Source organism: Curtobacterium sp. MCBD17_032 (genome assembly GCF_003234855.1).
Lineage (GTDB): Bacteria > Actinomycetota > Actinomycetes > Actinomycetales > Microbacteriaceae > Curtobacterium.
In genome coordinates this window covers 22,181-45,785 of sequence record NZ_QKTO01000004.1, presented here as the reverse complement: position 1 = coordinate 45,785, position 23,605 = coordinate 22,181, and the positions used below count along the sequence as shown (strand labels likewise).

20 protein-coding genes are annotated in these 23,605 nt (G+C 72.4%); 2 read left to right on the top strand and 18 right to left on the bottom strand.

The features are described 5' to 3' along the window. Positions 1 to 173 precede the first annotated feature (173 nt). From pyk to DEI91_RS07755, 17 genes are all read right to left on the bottom strand, one after another. On the bottom strand, positions 174 to 1,619 hold the full coding sequence (gene pyk, locus DEI91_RS07835; protein ID WP_111051765.1) for a pyruvate kinase: 1,446 nt from the start codon (positions 1,617 to 1,619) through the stop codon (positions 174 to 176). A 99-nt stretch (positions 1,620 to 1,718) separates the two neighbouring features. Beyond that, on the bottom strand, positions 1,719 to 3,176 hold the full coding sequence (locus DEI91_RS07830; protein WP_111051764.1) for a glutamate synthase subunit beta: 1,458 nt from the start codon (positions 3,174 to 3,176) through the stop codon (positions 1,719 to 1,721). A 62-nt stretch (positions 3,177 to 3,238) separates the two neighbouring features. Further along, positions 3,239 to 7,756 carry a glutamate synthase large subunit gene (gene gltB, locus DEI91_RS07825; RefSeq protein WP_111051915.1) on the bottom strand — a complete coding sequence of 1,506 codons (4,518 nt, stop codon included), beginning with the start codon at positions 7,754 to 7,756 and terminating at the stop codon, positions 3,239 to 3,241. A gap of 304 nt (positions 7,757 to 8,060) precedes the next feature. After that, positions 8,061 to 9,050 (bottom strand): prolipoprotein diacylglyceryl transferase, encoded by a 990-nt coding sequence (lgt, locus tag DEI91_RS07820; RefSeq protein ID WP_111051763.1) that lies wholly within the window; start codon positions 9,048 to 9,050, stop codon positions 8,061 to 8,063. 96 nt (positions 9,051 to 9,146) lie between these two features. Then, positions 9,147 to 9,941, bottom strand: coding sequence for a tryptophan synthase subunit alpha (trpA, locus tag DEI91_RS07815; RefSeq protein ID WP_111051762.1), 795 nt, complete (start codon positions 9,939 to 9,941; stop codon positions 9,147 to 9,149). Next, positions 9,938 to 11,152 (bottom strand): tryptophan synthase subunit beta, encoded by a 1,215-nt coding sequence (trpB, locus tag DEI91_RS07810; protein WP_111051761.1) that lies wholly within the window; start codon positions 11,150 to 11,152, stop codon positions 9,938 to 9,940. The genes trpA and trpB overlap by 4 nt, the downstream gene beginning before the upstream one ends. Positions 11,153 to 11,196: 44 nt before the next feature. Continuing rightward, positions 11,197 to 11,991, bottom strand: a complete 795-nt coding sequence (gene trpC, locus DEI91_RS07805; protein WP_111051760.1) for an indole-3-glycerol phosphate synthase TrpC — start codon at positions 11,989 to 11,991, stop codon at positions 11,197 to 11,199. A gap of 4 nt (positions 11,992 to 11,995) precedes the next feature. After that, positions 11,996 to 12,235 (bottom strand): DUF6704 family protein, encoded by a 240-nt coding sequence (locus DEI91_RS07800; RefSeq protein WP_111051759.1) that lies wholly within the window; start codon positions 12,233 to 12,235, stop codon positions 11,996 to 11,998. After that, the gene (locus DEI91_RS07795) at positions 12,222 to 13,013 is read right to left on the bottom strand and encodes a Trp biosynthesis-associated membrane protein (protein WP_111051758.1); all 792 of its coding nucleotides are present in this window, start codon (positions 13,011 to 13,013) and stop codon (positions 12,222 to 12,224) included. The genes DEI91_RS07800 and DEI91_RS07795 overlap by 14 nt, the downstream gene beginning before the upstream one ends. After that, positions 13,010 to 14,542, bottom strand: coding sequence for an anthranilate synthase component I (locus DEI91_RS07790; protein WP_111051757.1), 1,533 nt, complete (start codon positions 14,540 to 14,542; stop codon positions 13,010 to 13,012). The genes DEI91_RS07795 and DEI91_RS07790 overlap by 4 nt, the downstream gene beginning before the upstream one ends. Beyond that, positions 14,539 to 14,967 carry a phosphoribosyl-AMP cyclohydrolase gene (gene hisI, locus DEI91_RS07785; RefSeq protein ID WP_111051756.1) on the bottom strand — a complete coding sequence of 143 codons (429 nt, stop codon included), beginning with the start codon at positions 14,965 to 14,967 and terminating at the stop codon, positions 14,539 to 14,541. The genes DEI91_RS07790 and hisI overlap by 4 nt, the downstream gene beginning before the upstream one ends. Before the next feature lie 89 nt (positions 14,968 to 15,056). Next, the gene (hisF, locus tag DEI91_RS07780; protein WP_258365882.1) at positions 15,057 to 15,848 is read right to left on the bottom strand and encodes an imidazole glycerol phosphate synthase subunit HisF; all 792 of its coding nucleotides are present in this window, start codon (positions 15,846 to 15,848) and stop codon (positions 15,057 to 15,059) included. Then, on the bottom strand, positions 15,845 to 16,684 hold the full coding sequence (gene hisG, locus DEI91_RS07775) for an ATP phosphoribosyltransferase (protein ID WP_111051755.1): 840 nt from the start codon (positions 16,682 to 16,684) through the stop codon (positions 15,845 to 15,847). Before hisG ends, hisF begins: the two co-directional genes overlap by 4 nt. Positions 16,685 to 16,746: 62 nt before the next feature. After that, positions 16,747 to 17,010, bottom strand: a complete 264-nt coding sequence (locus tag DEI91_RS07770; protein ID WP_111051754.1) for a phosphoribosyl-ATP diphosphatase — start codon at positions 17,008 to 17,010, stop codon at positions 16,747 to 16,749. A 9-nt stretch (positions 17,011 to 17,019) separates the two neighbouring features. After that, complete coding sequence (gene rpe / locus DEI91_RS07765; protein WP_111051753.1) at positions 17,020 to 17,685, bottom strand: ribulose-phosphate 3-epimerase; 666 nt, start codon at positions 17,683 to 17,685, stop codon at positions 17,020 to 17,022. A 23-nt stretch (positions 17,686 to 17,708) separates the two neighbouring features. After that, positions 17,709 to 19,355, bottom strand: coding sequence for an RsmB/NOP family class I SAM-dependent RNA methyltransferase (locus tag DEI91_RS07760; RefSeq protein ID WP_111051752.1), 1,647 nt, complete (start codon positions 19,353 to 19,355; stop codon positions 17,709 to 17,711). Continuing rightward, positions 19,352 to 20,290: a methionyl-tRNA formyltransferase gene (locus DEI91_RS07755; RefSeq protein ID WP_111051751.1), complete on the bottom strand. Its 939-nt coding sequence runs from the start codon at positions 20,288 to 20,290 to the stop codon at positions 19,352 to 19,354. The genes DEI91_RS07760 and DEI91_RS07755 overlap by 4 nt, the downstream gene beginning before the upstream one ends. Before the next feature lie 126 nt (positions 20,291 to 20,416). On the opposite strand from DEI91_RS07755, the gene DEI91_RS07750 reads away from it, so the two are divergent. Beyond that, positions 20,417 to 20,743: a hypothetical protein gene (locus tag DEI91_RS07750; RefSeq protein WP_111051750.1), complete on the top strand. Its 327-nt coding sequence runs from the start codon at positions 20,417 to 20,419 to the stop codon at positions 20,741 to 20,743. A 118-nt stretch (positions 20,744 to 20,861) separates the two neighbouring features. Further along, entirely contained in the window at positions 20,862 to 21,338 is a 477-nt protein-coding gene (locus DEI91_RS07745; protein ID WP_110825058.1) for a DUF4383 domain-containing protein, read from the top strand. A gap of 127 nt (positions 21,339 to 21,465) precedes the next feature. Here DEI91_RS07745 and DEI91_RS07740 read toward each other — a convergent pair whose 3' ends face one another. Beyond that, positions 21,466 to 23,604 (bottom strand): primosomal protein N', encoded by a 2,139-nt coding sequence (locus DEI91_RS07740; RefSeq protein WP_111051749.1) that lies wholly within the window; start codon positions 23,602 to 23,604, stop codon positions 21,466 to 21,468. Position 23,605 lies beyond the last annotated feature (1 nt).

Sequence of the window (23,605 nt, the reverse complement as noted above, 5' to 3'; positions counted from 1 at the left end):
GCTCCTCGCGTGTTCGTGTCGGACGGGCCCGACCGGTGTGGACGGGACCACGGTACCCGGGTGCGGGCGAGACCCGACGGGTGACGGGCCTCCCCTCCGGGGACGACGGAGGCCGCCACCCGACGGGTGACGGCCTCCGGGTCGGCGTCGGTCGCGGACCGACGCGGCGGTGCTCAGTCGCGGACGTACGCGGGAGCCGCCTCGGCGTGGGCGTCGCCGACGCGGTGCACCCGGAGGTCGTTCGTCGACCCCTCGAGTCCGGGAGGCGAACCGGCCGTGACGATGACCCGGTCACCGGGGACGGCGAGGCCGTTGCCGATGAGGACGTCGTCGACCTGCGAGAACAGCTCGTCGGTGTGGGTCTTGCGGTCCACGAGGTAGGACCGGACGCCCCACGTCATCGCGAGACGACGACGGGTCGCCTCGTTCGGGGTGAAGGCGATGATCGGCAGGCCGTGCCGCAGCCGCGACATGCGACGGGCGGAGTCACCGGACTCTGTGAACACGCAGAGGTACGACGCCTCGGTGAACTCCGCGATCTCGACGGCGGCGAGGGTGATCGCACCCCCGAGCGTGCGCGGCTTCGTGCCGAGCGGGGCGATGCGTTCGAGGCCGTGGTCCTCCGTCGACTCGACGATGCGGGCCATCGTGCGGACGGTCTCCACCGGGTACTCACCGACGCTCGTCTCACCGGACAGCATGACCGCGTCGGCGCCGTCCAGGACGGCGTTCGCGACGTCGGACGTCTCGGCGCGGGTCGGGATCGGGGACGAGATCATCGACTCGAGCATCTGCGTCGCGACGATGACCGGCTTGGCCATGCGGCGGGACAGTTCGACGGCGCGCTTCTGCACGATCGGGACGGCCTCGAGCGGCAGCTCGACACCGAGGTCACCGCGGGCGACCATGATCGAGTCGAACGCGTCGATGATCTCCTCGAGCGCGTCGACCGCCTGCGGCTTCTCGACCTTCGCGATCACCGGGAGGCGCTTGCCCTCCTCGTCCATGATCTCGTGTGCACGCTCGACGTCCTTCGCGTTGCGCACGAACGAGAGCGCGATGAGGTCCGCGCCCATGCGGATGCCCCAGCGGAGGTCGGCTTCGTCCTTCTCGCTGAGCGCGGGGACGTTCACCGCGACACCGGGCAGGTTGATGCCCTTGTTGTTCGAGACGGTCCCGGCGACGACGACCTCGGTGCGGACGCGCACGCCGTCGGTGTCGAGGACGCGGAGACGGACGCGACCGTCGTCGATGAGCAGCGGGTCACCCGGCTTGACGTCCTGCGGCAGGCCCTTGAACGTCGTCCCGCAGATCTCCTTCGAGCCGGGGACGTCCTCGGTCGTGATCGTGAAGACGTCGCCGACCGCCAGTTCGTGCGGGCCGTCGGCGAACTTGGCCAGGCGGATCTTCGGACCCTGCAGGTCGACGAGGATCGCGACCGGCTTCCCCAGCTCCTCGGCCGCGCGACGCACGTTCTCGTAGTTGGCCTCGTGCACGCTGTAGTCACCGTGGCTGAGGTTCAGGCGGGCCACGTCGACCCCGGCCTGGATGATCTGCTTGACGACCTCGTAGTCCGAGGTGGCAGGTCCGAGCGTCGAAACGATCTTTGCGCGTCTCAATGGATTCCTTCGTGTGGTGGAGGTGGCTTCGTGGAACGACGAGAGGCCACCAGCACCCTATCGAGTGCTGGTGGCCTCTCGTCTACGCGGTGGTGTCCATCAGACCGTGATCGCCCGGTCGGTCGCCTTGACCGGGGCCGGCAGGATCGTCGACCCCTCGAGGTACTCGTCGACCTTCGCGGCGGCGGCACGCCCCTCGGCGATCGCCCACACGATCAGGGACTGCCCGCGGCCGGCGTCGCCGGCGACGAACACCCCCGGCTCGTTCGTGGTGTAGTCCGCCTGGCGGGACACCGCGCCCGACACCGTGGTCGGGAGGCCGAGCTGCGGCTCGATCGTGTCGGTCTCCGGACCGGTGAACCCCATCGCGATGAGCACGAGATCCGCCGGAATCTCCCGCTCGGTCCCGGCCTTCGGGACACGGCGGCCGTCGACGTACTCGGTCTCGGCGACCCGGAGCGCGCGGACCTCGCCGGCGTCGTTCGCGAGGAACTCGACGGTGGTGGCGAGGAACATGCGCTCCCCGCCCTCCTCGTGCGCGCTCGTGACCTCGAACACCGTGGCGAACATCGGCCACGGCTGGTGGGACGGGCGCTCCAGCGGCGGCTGCTTGCCGATCGCCAGGTTCGTCACGCTGAGCGCACCCTGGCGGTGGGCCGTGCCGATGCAGTCGGCGCCGGTGTCACCGCCGCCGATGACCACGACGTGCTTGCCCTCGGCGCTGATCTGGTTGTCGACGACGGTGCCCGCGTTCGCCTTGTTCTGCTGGACGAGGTAGTCCATGGCGAAGTGCACACCGGCGAGGTCGCGACCCGGGATCGGGAGGTCACGCGGCACCGTCGCGCCCGTGGCGACCACGACCGCGTCGTACCGGGACTTGAGGTCGTCCCAGGTGATGTCCCGGCCGATCTCGACGCCGGCGCGGAAGCGGGTGCCCTCGGCCTGCATCTGGGCGAGGCGGGCGTCGATCTGCCGCTTCTCCATCTTGAAGTCCGGGATCCCGTAGCGGAGCAGCCCGCCGATGCGGTCGTCCCGCTCGTACACCGCGACGGTGTGCCCGGCGCGGGTCAGCTGCTGCGCGGCAGCGAGCCCGGCCGGACCGGAGCCGACGACCGCGACCGTCTTGCCGGTCAGGCGCTCCGGCGGGTGGGGCGTGACCCAGCCGTTCTGGTACGCCTCGTCGATGATCGAGACCTCGACCTGCTTGATGGTGACCGGCGGCTGGTTGATCCCCAGCACGCAGGACGCCTCGCACGGAGCCGGGCACAGTCGCCCCGTGAACTCCGGGAAGTTGTTCGTCGCGTGCAGCCGCTCGATCGCCTGGCGACCCTCGCCACGCCACGTGAGGTCGTTCCACTCCGGGATGAGGTTGCCGAGCGGGCAGCCCTGGTGACAGAACGGCACGCCGCAGTCCATGCAGCGCCCGGCCTGTCGCTTGAGCGCGCCGGACTCCTGCTGCTCGTAGACCTCTTTCCAGTCCATGAGCCGCAGTGGGACGGGACGGCGGGCCGGCAGTTCACGTTCCTGGACCTTCAGGAACCCCTTGGGGTCAGCCACGGGTCACCTCCTGGGTGAGGGTGCGGGTCGAGCGGGAGTGGAGGCGGCGGGTGCGCGCGTGATCAGCCACCGGTGACCTCCAGGATGCGGTTCCAGACGACGGTGCCGTCCGGGTCGAGGCCCTCGTCGACGGCCTGCCGACGCGTCTCGAGCACCGCCGCGTAGTCACGCGGGAGCACCTTGACGAACTCGGACAGGTCCCCCGAGTCGAGCAGACCGGCGGCGATCGTCGAGCCGGTCTCGTCGGCGTGCCGGCGGAGCAGGTCGGTGACGATCGCGACGTCGGCGCTGTCGAGCGGTTCCAGGCGGAGCTCACCGGACGCGAGCGCATCGGTGTTGACGAGCTCGCGACGGAGTCCGCGGACGTAGGCCGTACCTCCCGACATGCCCGCGCCGAGGTTCCGGCCGGTCTCGCCCAGGATGAGCGCGAGCCCGCCGGTCATGTACTCGAGTGCGTGGTCGCCCACGCCCTCGACGACCGCGGTGGCGCCGGAGTTGCGGACCAGGAAGCGCTCCCCCACGATGCCGCGGATGAACATGCTGCCCTGGGTCGCGCCGTAGCCGATGACGTTGCCGGCGATGACATTCTCGGACGGGTCGAAGCCCGCGTCCGCCGCCGGGCGGACGACGATCTCGCCACCGGACAACCCCTTGCCGACGTAGTCGTTGCTGTCGCCCACGAGCCGCAGGGTGATGCCGGCCGGCAGGAACGCGCCGAGAGACTGACCCGCGGAGCCGCGGAGGGTGATGTCGATCGACCCGGACGGCAGGCCGTTCTCCCCGTGCCGGAGCGTCACCTCGTGGCCGAGCATCGTCCCGACCGCGCGCTCCGTGTTGCGGATCGGCAGGTCGAGCGTCAGCGTGCCGCCGTGCTCGAGCACGTCGGACGCCTCGGCGATGAGCCGGTTGTCGAAGTGCTGCTCGAGCTCGTGGTCCTGCGCGCGGCGCCGGGTGCGCGGCTCGTCCTCGGCGAAGTCCGGCCCCTTGAGGACGGGTTCGAGGTCGAGTCCGGACGCCTTCCAGTGCGCGACGGCACGGTCGACGTCGAGCACGTCGGCGCGTCCGATGGCCTCGTCGAGGCTGCGGAACCCGAGCTCCGCCAGCAGCTCGCGGACCTCCTGCGCGATGAACTCGAAGAAGTTCACGACGAACTCGGGCTTGCCCGAGAACCGCGCCCGGAGCTCCGGGTTCTGCGTGGCGACGCCCACCGGGCAGGTGTCGAGGTGGCAGACGCGCATCATGATGCAGCCCTCGACGATGAGCGGGGCCGTCGCGAAGCCGTACTCCTCCGCACCGAGCAGGGCCGCCACGAGCACGTCACGACCGGTCTTCATCTGGCCGTCGACCTGCACCGTGACGCGGTCGCGCATGCCGTTCAGCATGAGCGTCTGCTGCGTCTCCGCGAGACCGATCTCCCACGGGGTCCCCGCGTGCTTGAGCGAGTTCAACGGGCTGGCACCGGTACCGCCGTCGTGGCCGGAGACGAGCACGACGTCGGCCAGGGCCTTCGTCACGCCCGCTGCGACCGCGCCGATCCCGGACTGGCTGACGAGCTTGACGTGCACGCGGGCCGAGGGGTTGGCGCGCTTGACGTCGAAGATCAGCTGCTTGAGGTCCTCGATCGAGTAGATGTCGTGGTGCGGCGGCGGCGAGATGAGGCCGACGCCCGCGGTGGCGTGCCGCGTCCGGGCCACCCACGGGTAGACCTTCTGCGGGGGCAGCTGCCCGCCCTCGCCCGGCTTCGCACCCTGCGCCATCTTGAGCTGTATGTCAGTGGCGTGCGTCAGGTACATGCTCGTCACGCCGAACCGGCCGGACGCGACCTGCTTGATCGCGCTCCGCCGCTCGGGGTCGAGCAGGCGCTCGACGTCCTCGCCGCCCTCGCCCGTGTTCGAGCGACCACCGAGGCGGTTCATGGCGATCGCGAGCGTCTCGTGGGCCTCCTGCGAGATCGACCCGTAGGACATCGCGCCGGTGTTGAAGCGCTTGACGATCTCCGCGATCGGCTCGACCTCGTCGAGCGGCACCGGCTTGCGCGTGCCGTGCGTGAAGCCGAACAGACCGCGCAGCGTCATGAGTTGCTCGGACTGGTCGTCGACCGCCTTCGAGTACTCGCGGAAGACGTCGTACCGACGGGCGCGCGTGGCGTGCTGCAGACGGAAGACCGTGTCCGGGTTGAAGAGGTGCGGAGGGCCCTCGCGGCGCCACTGGTACTCGCCGCCGGTCTGCAGGCGCTCGTGTGACAGCACCGCGCCGTCCTGCGGGTACGCCTGCGCGTGCCGTTCGGCGTTCTCCGCGGCGATCACGTCGACGTCGACACCGCCGAGGATCGAGGACGTGCCGGTGAAGTACCGGTCGACGACCTCCTGGCTGAGTCCGACCGCCTCGAAGGCCTGGGCGCCGGCGTAGCTGGACACCGTCGAGATGCCCATCTTCGACATGATCTTCAGGACGCCCTTGCCGAGCGCCTTGATGACGTTCTTGACGGCCTGCTCCGGCGTGAGGCCGGTGATCATGCCCGAGCGCACGAGGTTCTCGCACGTCTCCATCGCCAGGTACGGGTTGATCGCGGAAGCGCCGTACCCGATGAGCGTCGCGACGTGGTGCACCTCGCGGACGTCGCCGGCCTCGACGATCAGACCGACCTTCATGCGCTGCTCGGTGCGGATCAGGTGGTGGTGCACCGCGGCGAGCAGCAGCAGGCTCGGGATCGGGGCGTACTCGGCGTTGCCGTCACGGTCCGACAGGACGATGAACTGCTTGCCCGACTCGATGGCTGCGTCCACTTCGTCGCAGACGGCACTGATCCGCTGCTCCATCGCGGTCTCGCCGGCGTCGACGCGGTAGAGCCCGCGGACGGTCACGGTGAGGTGCCGCCCGGACGCGGTCTCGAAGTGCTGGATCTTCGCGAGCTGGTCGTTGTCGATCACCGGGAAGTCGAGCACGATCTGCTTCGCGTGCTCGGGACCGGCGGCGAGCAGGTTGCGCTCCGGTCCGAGGCCGAGCCCCATCGAGGTGATGACCTGCTCGCGGATCGAGTCGAGCGGCGGGTTCGTCACCTGGGCGAACTGCTGCGTGAAGTAGTCGAAGAGCAGGCGAGGGCGCTGGGACAGCACCGCGATCGGGGTGTCGGATCCCATCGCGCCGAGCGGTTCGGCCCCGGTCTGCGCCATCGGGCGGAGCAGGATCCGGACCTCTTCCTCGGTGTACCCGAAGGCACGCTGCCGCCGGGTGACGGAGGCCGGGGTGTGCACGATGTGCTCGCGCTCCGGCAGGTCGTTCAGGTTGATGCGACCGGACTCGAGCCACTCGGACCAGGGACCGGACGCGGCGAGTTCGCGCTTGACCTCGTCGTCCTCGATGATCCGGCCGTTCTCGGTGTCGACGAGGAACATCCGGCCCGGGCGCAGCCGGCCCTTGCGGACCACCTTCGAGGCGGGGACGTCGATGACGCCGGTCTCGCTGCCCATCACGATGAGGCCGTCGTCGGTGACGAGGAAGCGTCCGGGACGCAGGCCGTTGCGGTCGAGCGTGGCACCGACGAGCGAGCCGTCGGTGAAGGTGATCGCGGCGGGGCCGTCCCACGGCTCCATGAGCATCGAGTGGTACTCGTAGAAGGCGCGGAGGTCCGGGTCCATGTCGACCTGGTTCTCCCAGGCCTCGGGCACCATCATCGACATCGCGTGCGGCAGGGACCGCCCGGTCAGGGTCAGGAGCTCGAGCACCTCATCGAACGAGGCGGAGTCGCTCGCACCCGGGCTCACGATCGGCAGCAGCGGCGCCATGTCGCCGAGGAGCTCGCTCTCGAGCTGCGACTGGCGGGCGCGCATCCAGTTCCGGTTACCGCGGACGGTGTTGATCTCCCCGTTGTGGGCGAGGGAGCGGAACGGCTGCGCGAGCGGCCATGACGGGAAGGTGTTCGTCGAGTAGCGCGAGTGCACGATCGCCAGGCGGGACGCGAAGCGCTCGTCGCTGAGGTCGGGGTAGAACGGCTCGAGCTGGAGTGTCGTGACCATGCCCTTGTAGACCATGGTGCGGCTCGACAGCGACATGAAGTAGAGCTCGCTGCCCTGCTCCGCACGCTTCCGGAGTCGGAACGCCTGGCGGTCGAGCTCGATGCCGGAACGCGGCGCGCCGTGCTCGTCCGTGTGCGTGGACGCGACGAAGACCTGCTCGAACGCGGGCATCGCCGCACGCGCCAGGGTGCCGAGGACCTCGGGCCGGACCGGCACCTCACGCCAGCCGAGCACGCGGAGCCCCTCGTCGGCCGCGAGTGCCTCGACGGTCGCCTTCACGGCGGCGCGCGCGTCGGCGTCGAGCGGCAGGTAGGCGGTGCCGACCGCGTACTGGCCGGCGTCGGGCAGGGCGAACGGCGCGACGGCGCGGAAGAACGCGTCCGGGACCTGACAGAGGATGCCCGCACCGTCACCGGTGCCGGCGTCCGAACCGACGGCACCGCGGTGCTCGAGGTTCCGGAGCGCGCCGAGCGCGGCGTCGACGATGTCGTGCCCGGGCGTGCCGCGGAGCGTCGCGACCATGGCGAGACCGCAGGCGTCCTTCTCGTTCGCCGGGTCGTACATCCCGGCGGCGTCGGGGACCGCCGAGAAGCGTCGGTGCGGCGAGCGGAGCCCGGTCCGGGACGACGAGTCCGTCGCGCCGTTCGGGACTGCAGAGGGCTGAGATGGCAGGAGCGCCATGGGGAACCGTCCTCACGAGGAAGTGGAACAGGGACAGCGGTGGCCCGGTGGTGCGTTCCGCCCGAGCGGGCGGGACTGGTGCCCGTGCTCGCCGCCAGGAGGTGTCCGGGCGGCGTGCGAGGAGTGGGGCCCGCTTGTGGCGGACCGCGATCGCGGTGTGGTGCTGGGTTCGGGAGAGGTCGGGACCTCAGTGTCGGTCGGCTGCGATGGCGACCGGCTCCGGATCGGCGACACCGGTCGTGGTGTCGTGCTCCGAGTAGGTGTCGTCCGAGTCTACATCGGACTTCGAGCGGGGCTCGCGACCCGGCAGGTACGGGCTCGGCTCCTTGCCGAGGTGACGACGGGACTGCACCCAGAAGACCAGCAAGCCCAGCAGGATCGCGGCGAAGGACATCCAGACGTTCGTCCGGACCCCGCCGAAGGTCTCGCTCGTGTCCACGCGGATCGACTCGAGGACGGAGCGGCCGACGCCGTACCAGATGAGGTAGAGGGCCATCACACGACCCCACTGCAGGCGGAACTTCCGGTCGAGGAGCAGGATGACCACCGCACCGACGACGTTCCAGATGATCTCGTACAGGAAGGTCGGGTGGAACAGGACGCCCTCGGGCAGGCCCGCCGGGTACGCCGGGTTGGTCGACTCGATCTGCAGCCCCCACGGCAGGCTCGTCGGCATGCCGAACAGCTCGTGGTTGAAGTAGTTGCCGAGGCGGCCGGCGGCCTGGGCGAGCAGGACGCCGGGCGCGGCGGCGTCGATGAACGCCGAGAACCGCAGGCCGGTCTGCCGGCAGCCGATCCAGGCGCCGAGCGACCCGAGGATCAGCGCGCCGAAGATCGCGAGCCCGCCCTCCCACACGTAGAACACCGAGAGCGGGTCGATCCCGGGACCGAAGTAGTCGTCGACGTGCGTGAGCACGTGGAACAGGCGGCCGCCGATGATGCCCGCCGGCACCGCCCAGATGGCGATGTCGATGATGATCCAGCGCTCGGCACCGCGCGCGTTCAGCCGGGAGTTCGTGAGCAGCACCGCGATGACGATCCCGACGAGGATGCAGATCGCGTACGCGTGGATCCGGAAGTCGAGCGGCATCGAGATGCCGAACGTGCTCTGCAGCCAGGCGGTCAGGTCGAAGTACTGCCACGCCGTGCTCGGGCTCGGGATGCTCAGGAGGGACATGTGGGTGCAGTCGCCTTTCACGGGGGCTGGAGTCGCCGGTCCTGGTGGTGCCGGGGGCCGGTCGGCCCCGATCACTGTAGCGCGGGTGGACGCGGCTCAGCGTCGGGCGGCACCTGACGACAGGTCGGCCGCCCGCGTTGCGACGCCGGCGACCCCGAGGTCCGCGAGCGCCCGGACGAACGCGGAACCGACGATCGCGCCGTCCGCGTACTCGAGCACCTCGGCGACCTGGTCGGCTGTCGAGATGCCGAGCCCGACGCAGGTCCGCTGCACGCCGGCGTCCCGCAGCCGGGACACCACCGTGCGCGCTGCGCTGTCGACGCCGGCCCGGGCACCCGTGACGCCCATGGTGGAGACCGCGTAGACGAACCCTCGGCTCCGGTCGACGGCCTGCTTCATGCGGGTGTCCGTCGAGGACGGGGCCGCGAGGAACACCCGGTCGAGCCCGGTCCGCTCGGACGCGTCGATCCACTGCTGACCCTCGTCCGGGATCAGGTCGGGCGTGATGAGACCGGCGGCTCCGGCGGCGACGAGATCGTCCGCGAACCGGTCCACGCCGTACCGCAGCACGGGGTTCCAGTACGTCATCACGAGGACGGGGGTGTCGACGCGCTCGGTGATCGCGTGCACGGCGTCGAAGACCTGCGCGACCTTGAAGCCGTTCGCCAGGCTCTCCTCCGCGGCGCGCTGGATGACCGGCCCGTCCATCACGGGGTCGGAGTACGGCAGACCGAGTTCGATGACGTCCACGCCGTTCTCGGCCAGGGCCACGGCGGCGTCGATGCTCGTCTGCAGGTCGGGGTAGCCCGCGGGGAGGTAGGCGACCACGGCGCCGGCGCGCTCGTCGTTCGCGCGGTCGATCGTCGCGGCGACCGTCTTGTTCGTGCTCACGACTGCACCGCCGTCTCGTCGAGGATGCCGAAGTACCGACTCGCGGACGCCACGTCCTTGTCGCCGCGTCCGGACAGGTTCACGAGGACGACGCCCTCCGGTCCGAGCTCCTTGCCGAGCTTGATCGCACCGGCCAAGGCGTGCGAGGACTCGATCGCCGGGATGATGCCCTCGGTCCGGCTCAGCAGGCGGAACGCCTCCATCGCCTCGGTGTCCGTGATCGGCTCGTAGGTCGCCCGGCCGATCGAGGCCAGGTAGGCGTGCTCCGGTCCGACGCTCGGGTAGTCGAGCCCTGCCGAGATGCTGTGGCTCTCGATCGTCTGCCCGTCCTCGTCCTGCATCAGGTACGACTTCGCGCCCTGCAGGACGCCCTCGCGCCCGAGGGTGATGCTCGCGGCGTGCCGTCCGGTCTCGACGCCGTCGCCGCCGGCCTCGAAGCCGTACAGGCGGACCGACTCGTCGTCGAGGAAGGCCTCGAAGATGCCCATCGCGTTCGAGCCGCCGCCGACGCACGCGGCGACGACGTCCGGCAGGCGTCCGACGCGGTCGAGGACCTGCTGACGTGCCTCTTCCCCGATCACCTTGTGGAACTGCCGGACCATCTCCGGGAACGGGTGCGGCCCGGCCACGGTCCCGAGCAGGTAGTGCGTCGAGTCGACGTTGGCGACCCAGTCGCGCAGGGCCTCGTTGATGGCGTCCTTGAGCGTGCGCGAACCGGTCTCGACCGGGATGACCTGGGCGCCGAGCAGCCGCATGCGGGCCACGTTCAACGCCTGGCGCTCGGTGTCGACGGCCCCCATGTACACGACGCAGTCCATGCCGAAGAGGGCGGCGGCCGTGGCGGTCGCCACACCGTGCTGCCCGGCCCCGGTCTCCGCGATCAGCCGGGTCTTGCCGAGGCGGCGGGCGACGAGCGCCTGGCCGAGCACGTTGTTGATCTTGTGCGAACCGGTGTGGTTCAGGTCCTCGCGCTTGAGGACGACCCGGGCACCGCCGGCGTGCTTCGCGAACCGCGGCACCTCGGTGATGATCGACGGCCGACCGGTGTACTCGCGCTGGAGCGTGTCGAGCTCGTCCCGGAAGGACTGGTCGGCCCAGGCCTCCCGGAAGGCGGCTTCGAGCTCGTCGAGCGCCAGGACGAGCGACTCGGGGACGAAGCGCCCACCGAAGTCGCCGAAGTACGGGCCTTGCAGGTCACGGAGTGAGGTCACGGTGGTGCTCCCGGGAGTGTCCGGCTGAGGAGCCGGACGGGTGGTCAACCGTCGATGAACGACGCGAGCGTGGCGGCGGGGTCGGCGCCGGTGACGAGCGCTTCCCCGACGAGGACGACGTCCGCCCCGGCGGACCGGTAGTGCGCGACGTCGGCGGGGGTCTTCACGGCCGACTCGGCGACACGCACGACCCCGTCGGGGATGCGGTCGGCGAGCGAGCCGAACAGGTCGCGGTCGAGTGAGAAGTCGGTGAGGTCGCGGGCGTTCACGCCGAGGATGCGCGCACCGGCGTCGAGCCCGCGCGAGACCTCGTCGGCGGAGTGTGCCTCGACCAGGACGCGCATGCCGAGGTCCTCGGCGAGGCCGTGCAGCTCCACCAGCGCGGGCTGGGCGAGTGCGGCGACGATGAGCAGCACGATGTCCGCCCCCGCTGCGCGCGCTTCGACCACCTGGTACGGGTCGGCGATGAAGTCCTTGCGGAGCACCGGCACGGACACCCGGGCCTTCACCGACTCGAGGTCGGCGAGCGACCCGAGGAACTTCCGCCCCTCGGTGAGGACGCTGATCGCCGAGGCGCCGCCGCGCTCGTAGTCCGCGGCGAGGGACGCCGGGTCCTCGATCGGTGCCATCGACCCGCGGGACGGGCTGGCGCGCTTCACCTCCGCCAGGACCTTGACGCGGTCCCCCGGCGCGAGGAACGCGAGAGCGTCGAGCGGCGACGCGACCCGGTCGAGGTCCCGCTCGACGTCCGCGTACGGCCGGTCGAGGCGACGGGCCGCGGCGTCGTCGAGCGCGCCGGCGACGAGGGTCTCGAGGAGGTTGGCCCCGGGCGCGGTCACGCGCTCACTCGCCGTGGTGCTTGGGGACGAACTTCGGACCGTTGACGCCGTAGCCGGCCTTGCCCATGACCGCGCCGACGACGAGACCGATGACCACGATGGCAGCGGAAGCCCACACGCCCCAGGCCATGTCGAACCAGAAGAAGAGCGTCCCGGCGGCGAAGCCGATCAGCATGATGACGACGGCCGTCCAGGCCGCCGGCGAGTGGCCTTCGCCGAGTTCTGCGGGCTCAGTGTTGCTCACGGTGCTCCTCGTTGTCGCTGGCGCCGCCGGTCGGGCGACGCTCCGACGATCCTACCGCGTCCGTGGTCCGGACCCGCCCGTCGGCGGTGTCCCCCGCGGTCGGGTCGACACCCGCACTGAGGTCGTCCCAGTCGACGACGGCGTCGCGGACGACGGGCGCCCGGGACCCGGTCCGGGAGCCGGTACCGTCCGACGTGCCGGCGCCGTCGGACGTGCCGGTGCCGTCCGACGCGTGGGAGCCGGAGACGTCCGCTGCCGACGCCGACCCGGGTGTGGCGGCGTCGCCGTACTTCCGACTCGGTCCGGGCCAGGACCGCTGCACGACGAGCACGACCACGCCGAGCAGCGCGGCGAGCACGCCGCCGACGATGCCCACCAGGGGCCAGATGCTGACGTCGACGCTCGTGACGACCTGCCGGACGGCGCCGATGTCGCTCACGCCGGCGACCGACCCGACGGCACTGCGCGCGGCGGCGACCGGGTCGGACAGCGCGGTGACCCCGGTGCCGACGACGGCCACACCGAGCAGGACCTGTACGACCGCGAGCACGACCCGGACCGCACGGCCGGCGATCGTCAACGCGAGGAACAGCGCGAGACTCGCGATCGCGACCGCGGTGTACTGCGGCACGACCGTCGCGCCGTCGGCGGCCACGGTCGTCACGACCGCCGCGGAGGAGTCGAGGTGCACGGTGAACCAGGTCTGCGTCCACGCGAGCATGACGAGGCCCGCGACCGCGAGTCCCGCGATGACGACGAGCGGACGGGAGCGCTTCACCGGAGGACCCCGGTCATCCGGTTGGCGGTCGCGACGGCACGCAGCGGCGCCGCGGCCTTGTTGACCGCCTCGAGGTGCTCGCTCGTCGGGTCGGAGTCGGCGACGAGTCCGGCGCCGGCCTGGACCCGGGCGACGCCGTCCTGGATGAGCGCGGTGCGGATCGCGATCGCGACGTCGGCGTCCCCGGCGAAGTCGAAGTACCCGACGACGCCCGCGTAGGCACCGCGCGCCGCCGGTTCGAGCTCGTCGATGATCTGCAGTGCCCGCGGCTTCGGTGCCCCGGAGAGCGTGCCGGCCGGGAAGGTCGCGCGGAACACGTCGATCGCGGACGCCCCGGGCCGGACGGCACCCTCGACGCTCGACACGAGGTGCATGACGTGGCTGAAACGCTCGACCGTCATGAACTCGGTGACCGCGACCGTGCCCGGCTCGCACACCTTCTGCAGGTCGTTGCGGGCCAGGTCGACGAGCATGAGGTGCTCGGCCCGTTCCTTCGGGTCCTGCAACAGCTCCTCACCGAGGCGGACGTCCTCCTCGGTGGTGGCACCGCGGGGCCGGGAGCCGGCGATCGGGTGCGTCATCGCCCGGCCGTCCTGGACCTTCACGAGCGCCTCCGGCGACGCGCCGACGATCCAGAAGGGCTCGCCGTCGGTGCCGGTCAGGGACAGGAAGTACATGTACGGGCTCGGGTTGAGCGTCCGCAGCACGCGGTAGACGTCCAGCGGGTCGGCCGTGACGTCGGAGTCGAACCGCTGCGAGATGACCACCTGGAAGACGTCGCCGTCGCGGATGTACCGCTTCGACCGCTCGATCGCCGCCGCGTACTCCTCCGGGGTGGACCGGGAGCGTGCGGTCGGTTCGGCGATGTCGAACGCCTCGGCGACGGTGGCGACGCTCGGCTGCACGAGGTCGGCCTGCATCCGGTCGAGTCGGGTCTGGGCGTCGGACCACAGCGTGTCGGCGTCGTCCGTGCCGTCGTGCAGGGCGCTCGCGACGAGCAGCACGAGCCCGGTGCGGTGGTCGAGCGCGGCCAGCTCGGCGACGAAGGACAGCGCCTGGCCGGGCACGTCGAAGTCCGCCGGTGGGGCGTCGGGCAGGTGCTCGAGCTGGCGGACGGCCTCCCACCCGATGAACCCCACCGTGCCGCCGACGAGCGGCGGGGTCCCGGGCACGCGGGGGGTGGCCCACCGCTCGTGCAGGCGGGCGAGGACCTCCAGCGGAGCGCCGTCGAGGGACCCGACGGCACGTTCCGCCGACAGGCCGGTGTCGATCCAGGCCGCCCGGTCGCCCTCCTGCGTCAGGACGCCGAAGCTCCGCACGCCGACGAAGGACCAGCGCGACCACAGCCCACCCTGTCCGGCGGACTCGAGCAGGAACGACCCGGGGCGTCCGTCGGCGAGCTTCCGGTAGACGCCGACGGGCGTCTCGCTGTCGGCGAAGAGCGCACGGACGACGGGGACGACGCGGTGCCCCTCGGCGACCAGCCGGTCGAAGTCGGCACGGCTGGTGGTGCGGGGTGCGTCGCTCACCGGTCGGACCCCGCCGCGGGCTCGGCGGCGTCGCCGGAGCCGGTCGGCGCGTCGGCCGGTGCGGACGCCGTCACCGGGTCGAGCGGGTCGACGTCGAAGCAGCTGTGCGCACCGGTGTGGCAGGCCGCCCCCACCTGGTGCACCGTCACGAGCAGGGTGTCGTCGTCGCAGTCGAGGGCCGCACCGCGGACGTACTGGGCGTGCCCGGACGTGTCGCCCTTGCGCCAGTACTCGCGCCGGGACCGCGACCAGAAGGTCACCCGACCCTCGGTCAGGGTGCGGCGGAGGGCCTCCCGGTCCATGTAGCCGAGCATGAGGACGTCCTTCGACGATTCCTCCTGCACGATGGCGGGGAGCAGTCCGTCCGCACCAAAGCGCGCGCGGTCGAGGACCGCTCCGGTGCTGGTGCTGGTGCTGTCGGTCATGAGACCACCAGCCTACGGCCCGGCGCGGGCGGCGACCGGCGCGGCGGTCCGACCCGGCCGGGAGGCCCGTCCCGGGCGGTCCGGCCGGCTCAGCGGACGACGTGCCCGGTGGCGCGCAGCGCGTCCTTGACGTCGCCGACGGTCATCTCGCCACGGTGGAAGACGCTCGCCGCGAGGACCGCGTCTGCTCCGGCGTCGATGGCCGGTGCGAAGTGCTCGACGCGTCCCGCACCTCCTGAGGCGATGACCGGCACCGAGGACACCGCGCGGACCGCGGTGACGAGCTCGAGGTCGAACCCGTTCTTCGTGCCGTCCGCGTCGATCGAGTTGACGAGGAGCTCGCCCGCGCCGCGCTCGACCGCGTCGCGCGCCCAGGCGATCGCGTCGATGTCGGTCTCGGTGCGGCCGCCGTGGGTCGTGACGACGAAGCCCGAGGCGGTGCGGGCGGAGCGCTTGACGTCGAGGGAGAGCACGACCGCCTGCGAGCCGAACCGGTCGGCGATCTCGGTGACGAGCTCGGGCCGGGCGATCGCGGCGCTGTTCACGCCGATCTTGTCCGCACCGCACTGCTGCAGCCGCGAGACGTCGTCGACGCTCCGGACACCACCCCCGACGGTGAGCGGGATGAACACCTGCTCGGCGGTGCGGGTGACGGTGTCCCACATCGTCGCGCGGTTCTCCACCGTCGCCCCGACGTCCAGGAAGGTCAGTTCGTCCGCGCCCTGCTCGTAGTACCGCGCGGCGAGCTCGACGGGGTCCCCGGCGTCCTGCAGGTCGAGGAAGTTGACGCCCTTGACGACCCGACCACCGGACACGTCGAGGCACGGGATGACACGGACGGACACGCCGCCGAGGGCGGTCGCGACGGGCGCGTCGGTCACAGGCGTGCGGCGTGGATCGGGCTGACGAGGATGGCCCGCGCGCCGAGGTCGTAGAGCGCGTCCATGATGAGGTTCGCGTCCTCGCGCGGGATCATCACCCGGACCGCGGACCAGTCGCGGTCGTGCAGCGGTGAGACGGTCGGTGACTCGATGCCCGAGGCGATCGCCGTCGCCCGTTCGAGCAGGGCGGACGGGATGTCGTAGTCGAGCATGACGTACCCGCGGGCGACCAGCACGCCCTGCAGGCGCCGGCGGAGGACGTCGATCCCGGCGATGGTCTCGTCCGTGGTGATGAGCACCGCGGTGGACTCGAGGATGACCGGGCCGAAGATCTCCAGCCCCGCCGCGCGGAGGGTGCTGCCGGTGGACACGACGTCCGCGACCGCGTCGGCGACACCGAGGCGGACCGCGCTCTCCACGGCGCCGTCGAGCTTCACGAGCGTCGCGGTCACGCCGTGCCGCGCGAGGAACTCGCCGACGAGTCCGGGGTAGCTCGTCGCGACCCGGACACCATCGAGGTCCTGCAGCATGGCGTAGCGACCGGGGGGCCCGGCGAACCGGAAGGTCGAGTCGGCGAACCCGAGTGCGTCGACCTCGTGCGCGGCCGAGCCGGAGTCGAGCAGCAGGTCACGGCCGGTGACGCCGACGTCGAGCGCGCCCGAGCCGACGTAGGTCGCGATGTCGCGCGGGCGGAGGAAGAAGAACTCGACGCCGTTGCGCTCGTCGAGCAGGTGGAGCGCCTTCGGGTCACGGCGACCGGCGTACCCGGCCTCCCGGAGCATCTCGGAGGCGGTCTCGGACAGGGAGCCCTTGTTGGGCACGGCGATGCGGAGCATCAGGGGTCTGCTTCCTGGTGGAGGGTCGGTGACGGGTCTGCGGTGCGCTGGACCAGCGCTCCCTACAGATGTCGCCAGACGTCCGCCGGGGTGAGGCCCTTCGCGACCATGAGCACCTGCAGGTGGTACACGAGCTGCGAGATCTCCTCCGAGGTGCGCTCGTCGCCCTCGTACTCGGCCGCCATCCAGACCTCGGCGGCCTCTTCCACGATCTTCTTGCCGATCTGGTGCACGCCGGCATCCAGTTCGGCGACGGTGCCGGAGCCCTCCGGGCGCGATGCGGCCTTCTCGGTCAGCTCCGCGAACAGGTCGTCGAACGTCTTCACGCTGCCAGGCTACCGGTCCGCGAGGGCACGCTGCGCCGCCGCCCGGAGATCGGCGATGCGGGCAGCCGGCTCGCCGCCGTACACCGCCGAGCCGGCGACGAGGGTGTCCGCGCCGCTGCGCACGGCCTCGGGCACGGTGTCGACCGCGATCCCGCCGTCGACCTCGAGCCAGACGTCGAGCCCCGACGCGTCGACCGCGGCGCGCGCGTCGGCGAGCTTCGGCATCACCTCGGGCATGAACGACTGCCCGCCGAAGCCGGGCTCGACGGTCATGAGCAGGACCATGTCGTAGGCGTCGAGGTGGTGCAGCACCGACGTGATCGGCGTCCCGGGCTTCACGGCGACGGCGGCGCGGGCCCCGTTCGACCGGATCGCGGCCGCGGTGGCCACGGGGTCGGTCGCCGCCTCGAAGTGGAACGTCACGCTGGCCGCGCCGGTCTCAGCGTACTTCGGCGCCTCGGTGTCGGCGTCGGTGATCATCAGGTGGACGTCGAGCGGGACCGGCGAGACCTGCTGCAGGCGCTGCACGATCGGCAGCCCGAGCGTCAGGTTCGGCACGAAGTGGTTGTCCATGACGTCGACGTGCACCATGTCGGCGGTCCCGATGCGCTGGAGCTCGCGCTCGAGGTTCGCGAAGTCGGCGGACAGGATGCTCGGCGAGATGCGGATCGTCACCCGTCGAGCCTACCGGCCGCGGTTCAGGCCGTTCGGCGGACGAGTGCGATGAACATCGCGTCGGTGCCGATGCGGTGCGGCCAGAGCTGCACCGTCCGACCGTCCGCGACCCGCGGGTCCCGTGCTGCCACCGAGCGGACCACGGACGCCGTGTCGAGCTGCTCGAGCTCGTCGCCGTGGCGGCGCATCAGGGCGTCGACCTGCCCGCGGGTCTCCGCGAGGTGCGGCGAGCACGTCACGTAGGCGAGCGTGCCGCCGGGTGCGAGGACCCGGACCGCGGCCTCGAGGAGCTCCTCCTGCAGCACGGCCAGCTCGGCGACGTCCTCGGGCTGCTTCCGCCAGCGGGCCTCCGGGCGGCGGCGGAGCGCACCGAGCCCGGTGCACGGCGCGTCGAGCAGGATGCGGTCGAACCGGACGCCGGAGCCGTCCTGACCGTAGCGGCGGCCGTCGCCCTCGACCACCGTGACGGTGTCCCGGAAGGCGCGGAGGGCCTCCCGGACGAGTCCCACCCGGGCCGGGACGAGCTCGTTGGCGACGAGGGTCGCCCCGGCCTGTGCGGCCTCGGCCGCCAGGAGCGCGGCCTTGCCGCCGGGACCGGCGCAGAGGTCGAGCCACCGCTCGCCGGGCCGGACCTCGGAGGACCGGGAGAGCGCGAGCGCGGCGAGCTGCGAGCCCTCGTCCTGCACGCGGAGGCGGCCGGCCGCGACGCCGGGGACGCGTGCCGGGTCGCCGGCGACCCCGCGGATGCCGACCGGTGAGACGGGCAGGTCGGGCGCGACCGGTGCGGTCGCCGGCGCGGTGTCTCCACCGGCGGTGTCGCCACCGGCGGTGTCCTCGGCGGCGGTGTCGTCGCCGACCGCGTGGTCGCCGGTCGTGTCGTCGTCGGCGGGACCGACGGGAGGCCCGTCGCCGGAGGCGTCGTCCTCGCCCGTGGCGCGCGCGGTCGCCTGCTCGACGTCCTCCGCGGTGGCGACGCCGGGCAGTGCCGCGAGCTGGACCCGGGGTGCCTCGTTGTCGGCCGCCAGGAGTGCGACGAGTTCGTCGCGGGAGCGCTCGGCGGCGAGGGCGTCACGGAACGCCGACACGACCCAGACCGGGTGCGACCACCGCGTCGCGAGCAGTGCCTCGCCACCGAGGCCCGCCGTCACCAGGGCGTCCCACTCCTCCGGGGTCTTCGCGGCGACCTTCCGCATCACGGCGTTGACGAAGCCGGTCGCCCGGGCGACCCCGACCTCACGGGCGAGTTCGACCGTCGCGGACACGGCCGCGTGGGTCGGCGTCCGCATGGCGAGCAGCTGGTGGACGCCGAGGCGCATCACGTCGAGCACGTCGGCCTCGATGAGGTCCGCGCGACGTCCGGAGGCCAGGGCGACGACGGCGTCGTACCGGCCGATCATCCGGATGGTGCCGTAGGTCAGCTCCGTCGCGAAGCCGGCGTCGCGGGCACTCAACCCGGCGCGGCGGATGCGGGTCGGCAACAGGAGGTTCGCGTAGGCGTCGTCGACCTGCACGGCACGGAGCACGTCGAACGCGACCCGGCGGGCGCTGACCTGGCGGGCTCCCTGGGGGCGACCCCCGGTCCGACGTCCGCCGGCACCGGGTCCGCCGCTGCGCCGACCCTCGTCACCGCTCCCCTGTCGGCCCCGCGGCCGTGCCTGTCCCGCGCTCATGCGAGCACCTTCCCGTCGAGCGGACCGAGCCCGCGGGCCCAGGCCGCGGCGTCCATCGCCTTCTTGCCGGCCGGCTGCACCTCGCGGAGCACGAGCGGCTCGTCCGCCGTGCCGACCAGCAGCACACCGTCCACCAGTCGGAGCGCACCGGGGGCGGGACGCGGGGCGGTCTCCCCTGCGCCTCCCGGTCCGACCCGGCCCGCGCGGAGCAGCTTGACCCGGGTCTCGCCGAGCAGCGCGAACGCGCCGGGCTCGGGGGTGACCCCGCGGAGTCGTGCGTGCACGACGGCGGCGGGGGCGGCGAAGTCGGTGCGGCCGTCCTCGAGCGTCAGCTTCGGCGCCGTCGTCGGCTCGCCCACCTGGTCGACAGCGACCGCGGTGCCGGCGGCGAGGTCGTCGACGACCCGGACGACGAGCTCCGCGCCGCGCTCCGCCATCGCGCTGAGGACGTCGCCCGCGGTCGCCTCGGGGTCGATCGTGAACGGCTCGGTCGCGAAGACCGGGCCGGCGTCCAGGGCCTCGACGAGCTGGAACACCGTCGCCGCGGTGGTCGTCTCGCCGGCCATCACGGCGCGCTGCACCGGGGCGGCGCCGCGGTACGCGGGGAGGTCCGAGAAGTGCAGGTTCACCCATCCGAGCCGCGGGGCGTCGAGGGCCGGACGGCGGAGCAGCGCCCCGTACGCGACGATCACGCCGAGCTCGACGTCGAGGTCCGCGATCCGGGCGGTCACCTCGTCGTCCACGCGGGCGGCCTCGATCACCGGGAGCCCGAGCTCCGACGCGACCTGCGCGACCGGCGTGGGGGTGAGCACGCGCTTCCGTCCCTGCGGCGTCGGCGGCCGGGTGAGCACCGCCGCGATCTCGTGGTCGGACGCCGCCAGAGCGCGGAGGGTGGGGACCGCGGCAGCGGGGCTGCCGGCGACGACGAGACGCATCGGACCAGTCTCCCACGAGACCCGGACGGGACGGGCGGCCGAGGTCGCGCTCGGTCCGCGCCGGGACTGGGTGTGTGCGGAGGCGGTCCTGCCTACGGTCGCTGGCACCTCGACGGAAGGACCACCATGACCAGCGACGCACTGCCCCTGCCCGACTTCGACCACCTCCCGCTCGGCAACCTCGCCGAACACGTCCGCCCGCTCGACCGCGACCAACTGCAGACCCTGCTCGACCACGAACGGGGCCACGGCGACCGACTGCCGGTCGTGCAGGTGCTGACCTCCCGCATCGCAGCCCTCGACGCCGGCGCCGAGCCGACCGGGACGGTGCCCGAGCACCTGCCCGAGGTCCAGCAGGGCACCACCTCGCCCGGCGTCACGCCCGCGACCTCCGGCCCGGTGGTCAACCCGCCGTCGCACGGCGACCCGACCAACCCCGCCCAGCCGCGCTGAGCCCGGCAGCCGGAGGTCCGTCGGCGGCTCCGTCCCCGTGACGAGGGTCCGCGGCACCTCCGGACGTCCCCGTCGTCGCACGGGTACGGTCACAGGCAATCCGCTGAAAGGAACGACCATGTCAGACCGACTGTCCACCCCCGCTCCCACCAGCTTCGCCGAGACGCCCGTCCAGAAGGGCGCCCTCGTCGTCGGGATCGTCTTCCTGCTCGTCGGCCTCGCCGGCTTCGTCCCCGGCCTCACGACCGGTGACCTGGGCGGTGCCGGCAACGACTCGATGGGCATGCTGCTCGGCATCTTCCAGGTGTCGGTGCTGCACAACATCGTCCACCTGCTGTTCGGTGTCGTCGGGGTCCTCGCAGCACGTCGTGCCAGCGGGTCCCGGTTCTACCTGGTGATCGGCGGCGTCGTGTACTTCGTCCTCTGGATCTACGGCCTCTTCACCGCGAACAGCGACAGCGCGGCGAACTTCGTGCCGCTCAACTCGGCCGACAACTGGCTGCACCTCGTCCTCGCGATCGGCATGGTCGCGCTCGGCGTCGTGCTGTCCCGCGGCCGTCGCGCACCGGTCGGTGCGGAGCGCACTGCTCGCTGACCCGCGGCGGTGACGGACGGGAGGCTCGTGGCGAGATCGCCACGGGCCTCCCGTGCGTCCGGGCCGCACAGCGCGGGGGCGCGTACGGTGCGTGGGCCCGTGGAGCGCGAGGCCCATGCAGCCCGGTTCAGACCTCGGAGAAGGGCTCGGCGTCGTCCATCCGGACCCGGAGCGCCGGAGCCGCCCGCCGCTTCGTGCCACCGGCGACGACCCGTCGCGTCGAGGAGCGCCGGATGACCTCCGCCTTGAGCGTCGCCGCGACCTCGGCGCCGTGCCCGTACGGGAACCGCACGATCGCGCGGACCGTCCCCGGCGTCGGGTCCTCCACCGGGACGGGCCCGAGGACGGGCCCCACCGGAGCGTCGCCGAGTGCCTCGACCGCGCCGGTGACGGCCTCGTCGGTGCCGGTGAGGGTCGCGACCCGGACGGCCGGCGGGAAGAACAGCTCGCGGCGGTCGGTCAACTCGTCGTGCGCAGGCAGGTCGAGCCGCCAGAGTGCCATCGCGTTCGCGAGCTTCCCGCCGATGCCGACCAGGTAGACCGGAGCACCGGGCGCGCCCTTGGCCGCGGCGTTCGCCCACACGCGCAGGACGTCCTCCTGCACCCGGAGCCCCTCCCGCGCCAGCATCCGCTCGCCGTCGAGGAGCAGGACGCACGCGTACCCGCCGGCGACGTCCGGCTCGGCTCCGCGGGTCGCGACGACGACGGCGGGACGCGCCGGGACCTCGTCGATCGGGCGGGACCCGTCGGCGACGACGATGCGGGTGTTCGGGAAGGCCCGGCCGAGTTCGTCGGCGGTGCGCTGTGCCCCCTGGCCGACCGGCTTGAGCGTGCCGTTGCCGCACGTCGGGCAGCGGTAGCCGGCGGCGAGGGAGCCGCAGAACCGGCACTGCGGGGTCGACCCAGCATGCGGACTGCCGAGCGGGCCGCCGCAGACCCGGCAGTGCGCGCGCTCCCCGCACTCGGAGCAGACCAGACCCGTCCCGAACCCGGGGTTCGACACCTGGACGAGGACCGGACCCTCACGACTCGCCTCGCGCGCCGCCCGCCACGCGCTGCTCGGGATCCGGGCCTGCGCGGCGTACCCGTCGGCGTTCGTCTGGTGCGCCGTCGGCACGACCTTCGGCACCCGGACCCGGTGGGGAGTGAGCTCCTGCAACCAGCCGAGCTCGACGAGCCGCTGCACGTCGGTGCTCCGGGCGTGCGAGAGCATGAGCAGCGCCGCGCCCGACTGCGCGGTCCGCACGAGGGCGACGTCCCGGGTGTGCACGTACGGTGCACGCTGCTCGGCGAAGGACGGGTCGCCGTCGTCCCACAGCGCGATGAGCCCGAGCTCGGCGGCCGGGGCGTACACGGCGGCCCGGCTGCCGATCGCCACCACGGGGTGGGTCCGGGCGGTCAGGAGCGCGCGGGCCCGCTGCCCGTTCGTCTGCTTGGCGTCGAAGCGGACGACCCGCTCCGGTGGCACGAGGACGTGCAGCGCACGCTCGAGGTCGGCGACGTCCCGGAAGTCGGGGACGGCGAGCACGGCGGAGCGCTCGCCCGCCAGGGTGTGCGCCGCGGCCTGGGCCAGGGTCGCGGCCCAGCCCGGCACCCAGACGCCGTCAGGCGCGTCCGCGGCGACCGGCTGCGGACCGCCGTCGGCGGGAGCAGGGCCGTCCGCTGTCGGGTCGGCGTCAGCGCCGGCGTCAGCGTCAACGTCAACGTCAGCGCCGACGTTTGGCGCCGTCGCGGGCGTCGGTGCCGGTGCCGGTGCCGCGAGCAGCACCGGGTGCGGGACGGCACTGACCGCCGCACGGCCACCGGCGTCGATGACGGCCTCGAGCGCGCCGTCCGCGTACCCGGTGACCGGGACCGCCTCGACCGCCGGCGGTACGTGTTCCGGGTCCCGCTCGAGCCAGGCCTTCTCTGGCCGGACCTGCCGGGTCGGCACCGCGAGCCGCAGCACGTCGCTCGCGACCCCGGCGGCACGGTCGGCCACGGCCCGCGCGAGTCGCCAGACCTCGGGCGCGAGCACCGGCACCGGGCTCACGAGTTCCTCGATGACGCTGAGTTCCCCCGGGAAGTCGTGCTCCGGCGACAGGGCGTCGTCCGGCACGACCTCGACCACGTAGGCGTCGGTCATGCGCGCACCGGAGCGCAGCGGCACCTTCACGCGGACCCCCGGCACGCAGTCGTCCTCGAACTCGGCCGGCACCCGGTAGTCGAACAGACGGTCGAGCTGCGGGAGCGGCGAGTCGAGGACGACGCGCGCGACGGTGGCCACG

Bases quoted from the DNA above. Each gene is read 5' to 3' on its own strand.
- DEI91_RS07755 (WP_111051751.1), bottom strand. From the start codon at position 20,290: ATGCGTCTCGTCGTCGCCGGCAGCCCCGCTGCCGCGGTCCCCACCCTC.
- DEI91_RS07750 (WP_111051750.1), top strand. From the start codon at position 20,417: ATGACCAGCGACGCACTGCCCCTGCCCGACTTCGACCACCTCCCGCTC.
- DEI91_RS07760 (WP_111051752.1), bottom strand. From the start codon at position 19,355: ATGAGCGCGGGACAGGCACGGCCGCGGGGCCGACAGGGGAGCGGTGAC.
- hisG (WP_111051755.1), bottom strand. From the start codon at position 16,684: ATGCTCCGCATCGCCGTGCCCAACAAGGGCTCCCTGTCCGAGACCGCC.
- gltB (WP_111051915.1), bottom strand. From the start codon at position 7,756: ATGTACGACCCGGCGAACGAGAAGGACGCCTGCGGTCTCGCCATGGTC.
- DEI91_RS07745 (WP_110825058.1), top strand. From the start codon at position 20,862: ATGTCAGACCGACTGTCCACCCCCGCTCCCACCAGCTTCGCCGAGACG.
- hisI (WP_111051756.1), bottom strand. From the start codon at position 14,967: ATGACCGACAGCACCAGCACCAGCACCGGAGCGGTCCTCGACCGCGCG.
- lgt (WP_111051763.1), bottom strand. From the start codon at position 9,050: ATGTCCCTCCTGAGCATCCCGAGCCCGAGCACGGCGTGGCAGTACTTC.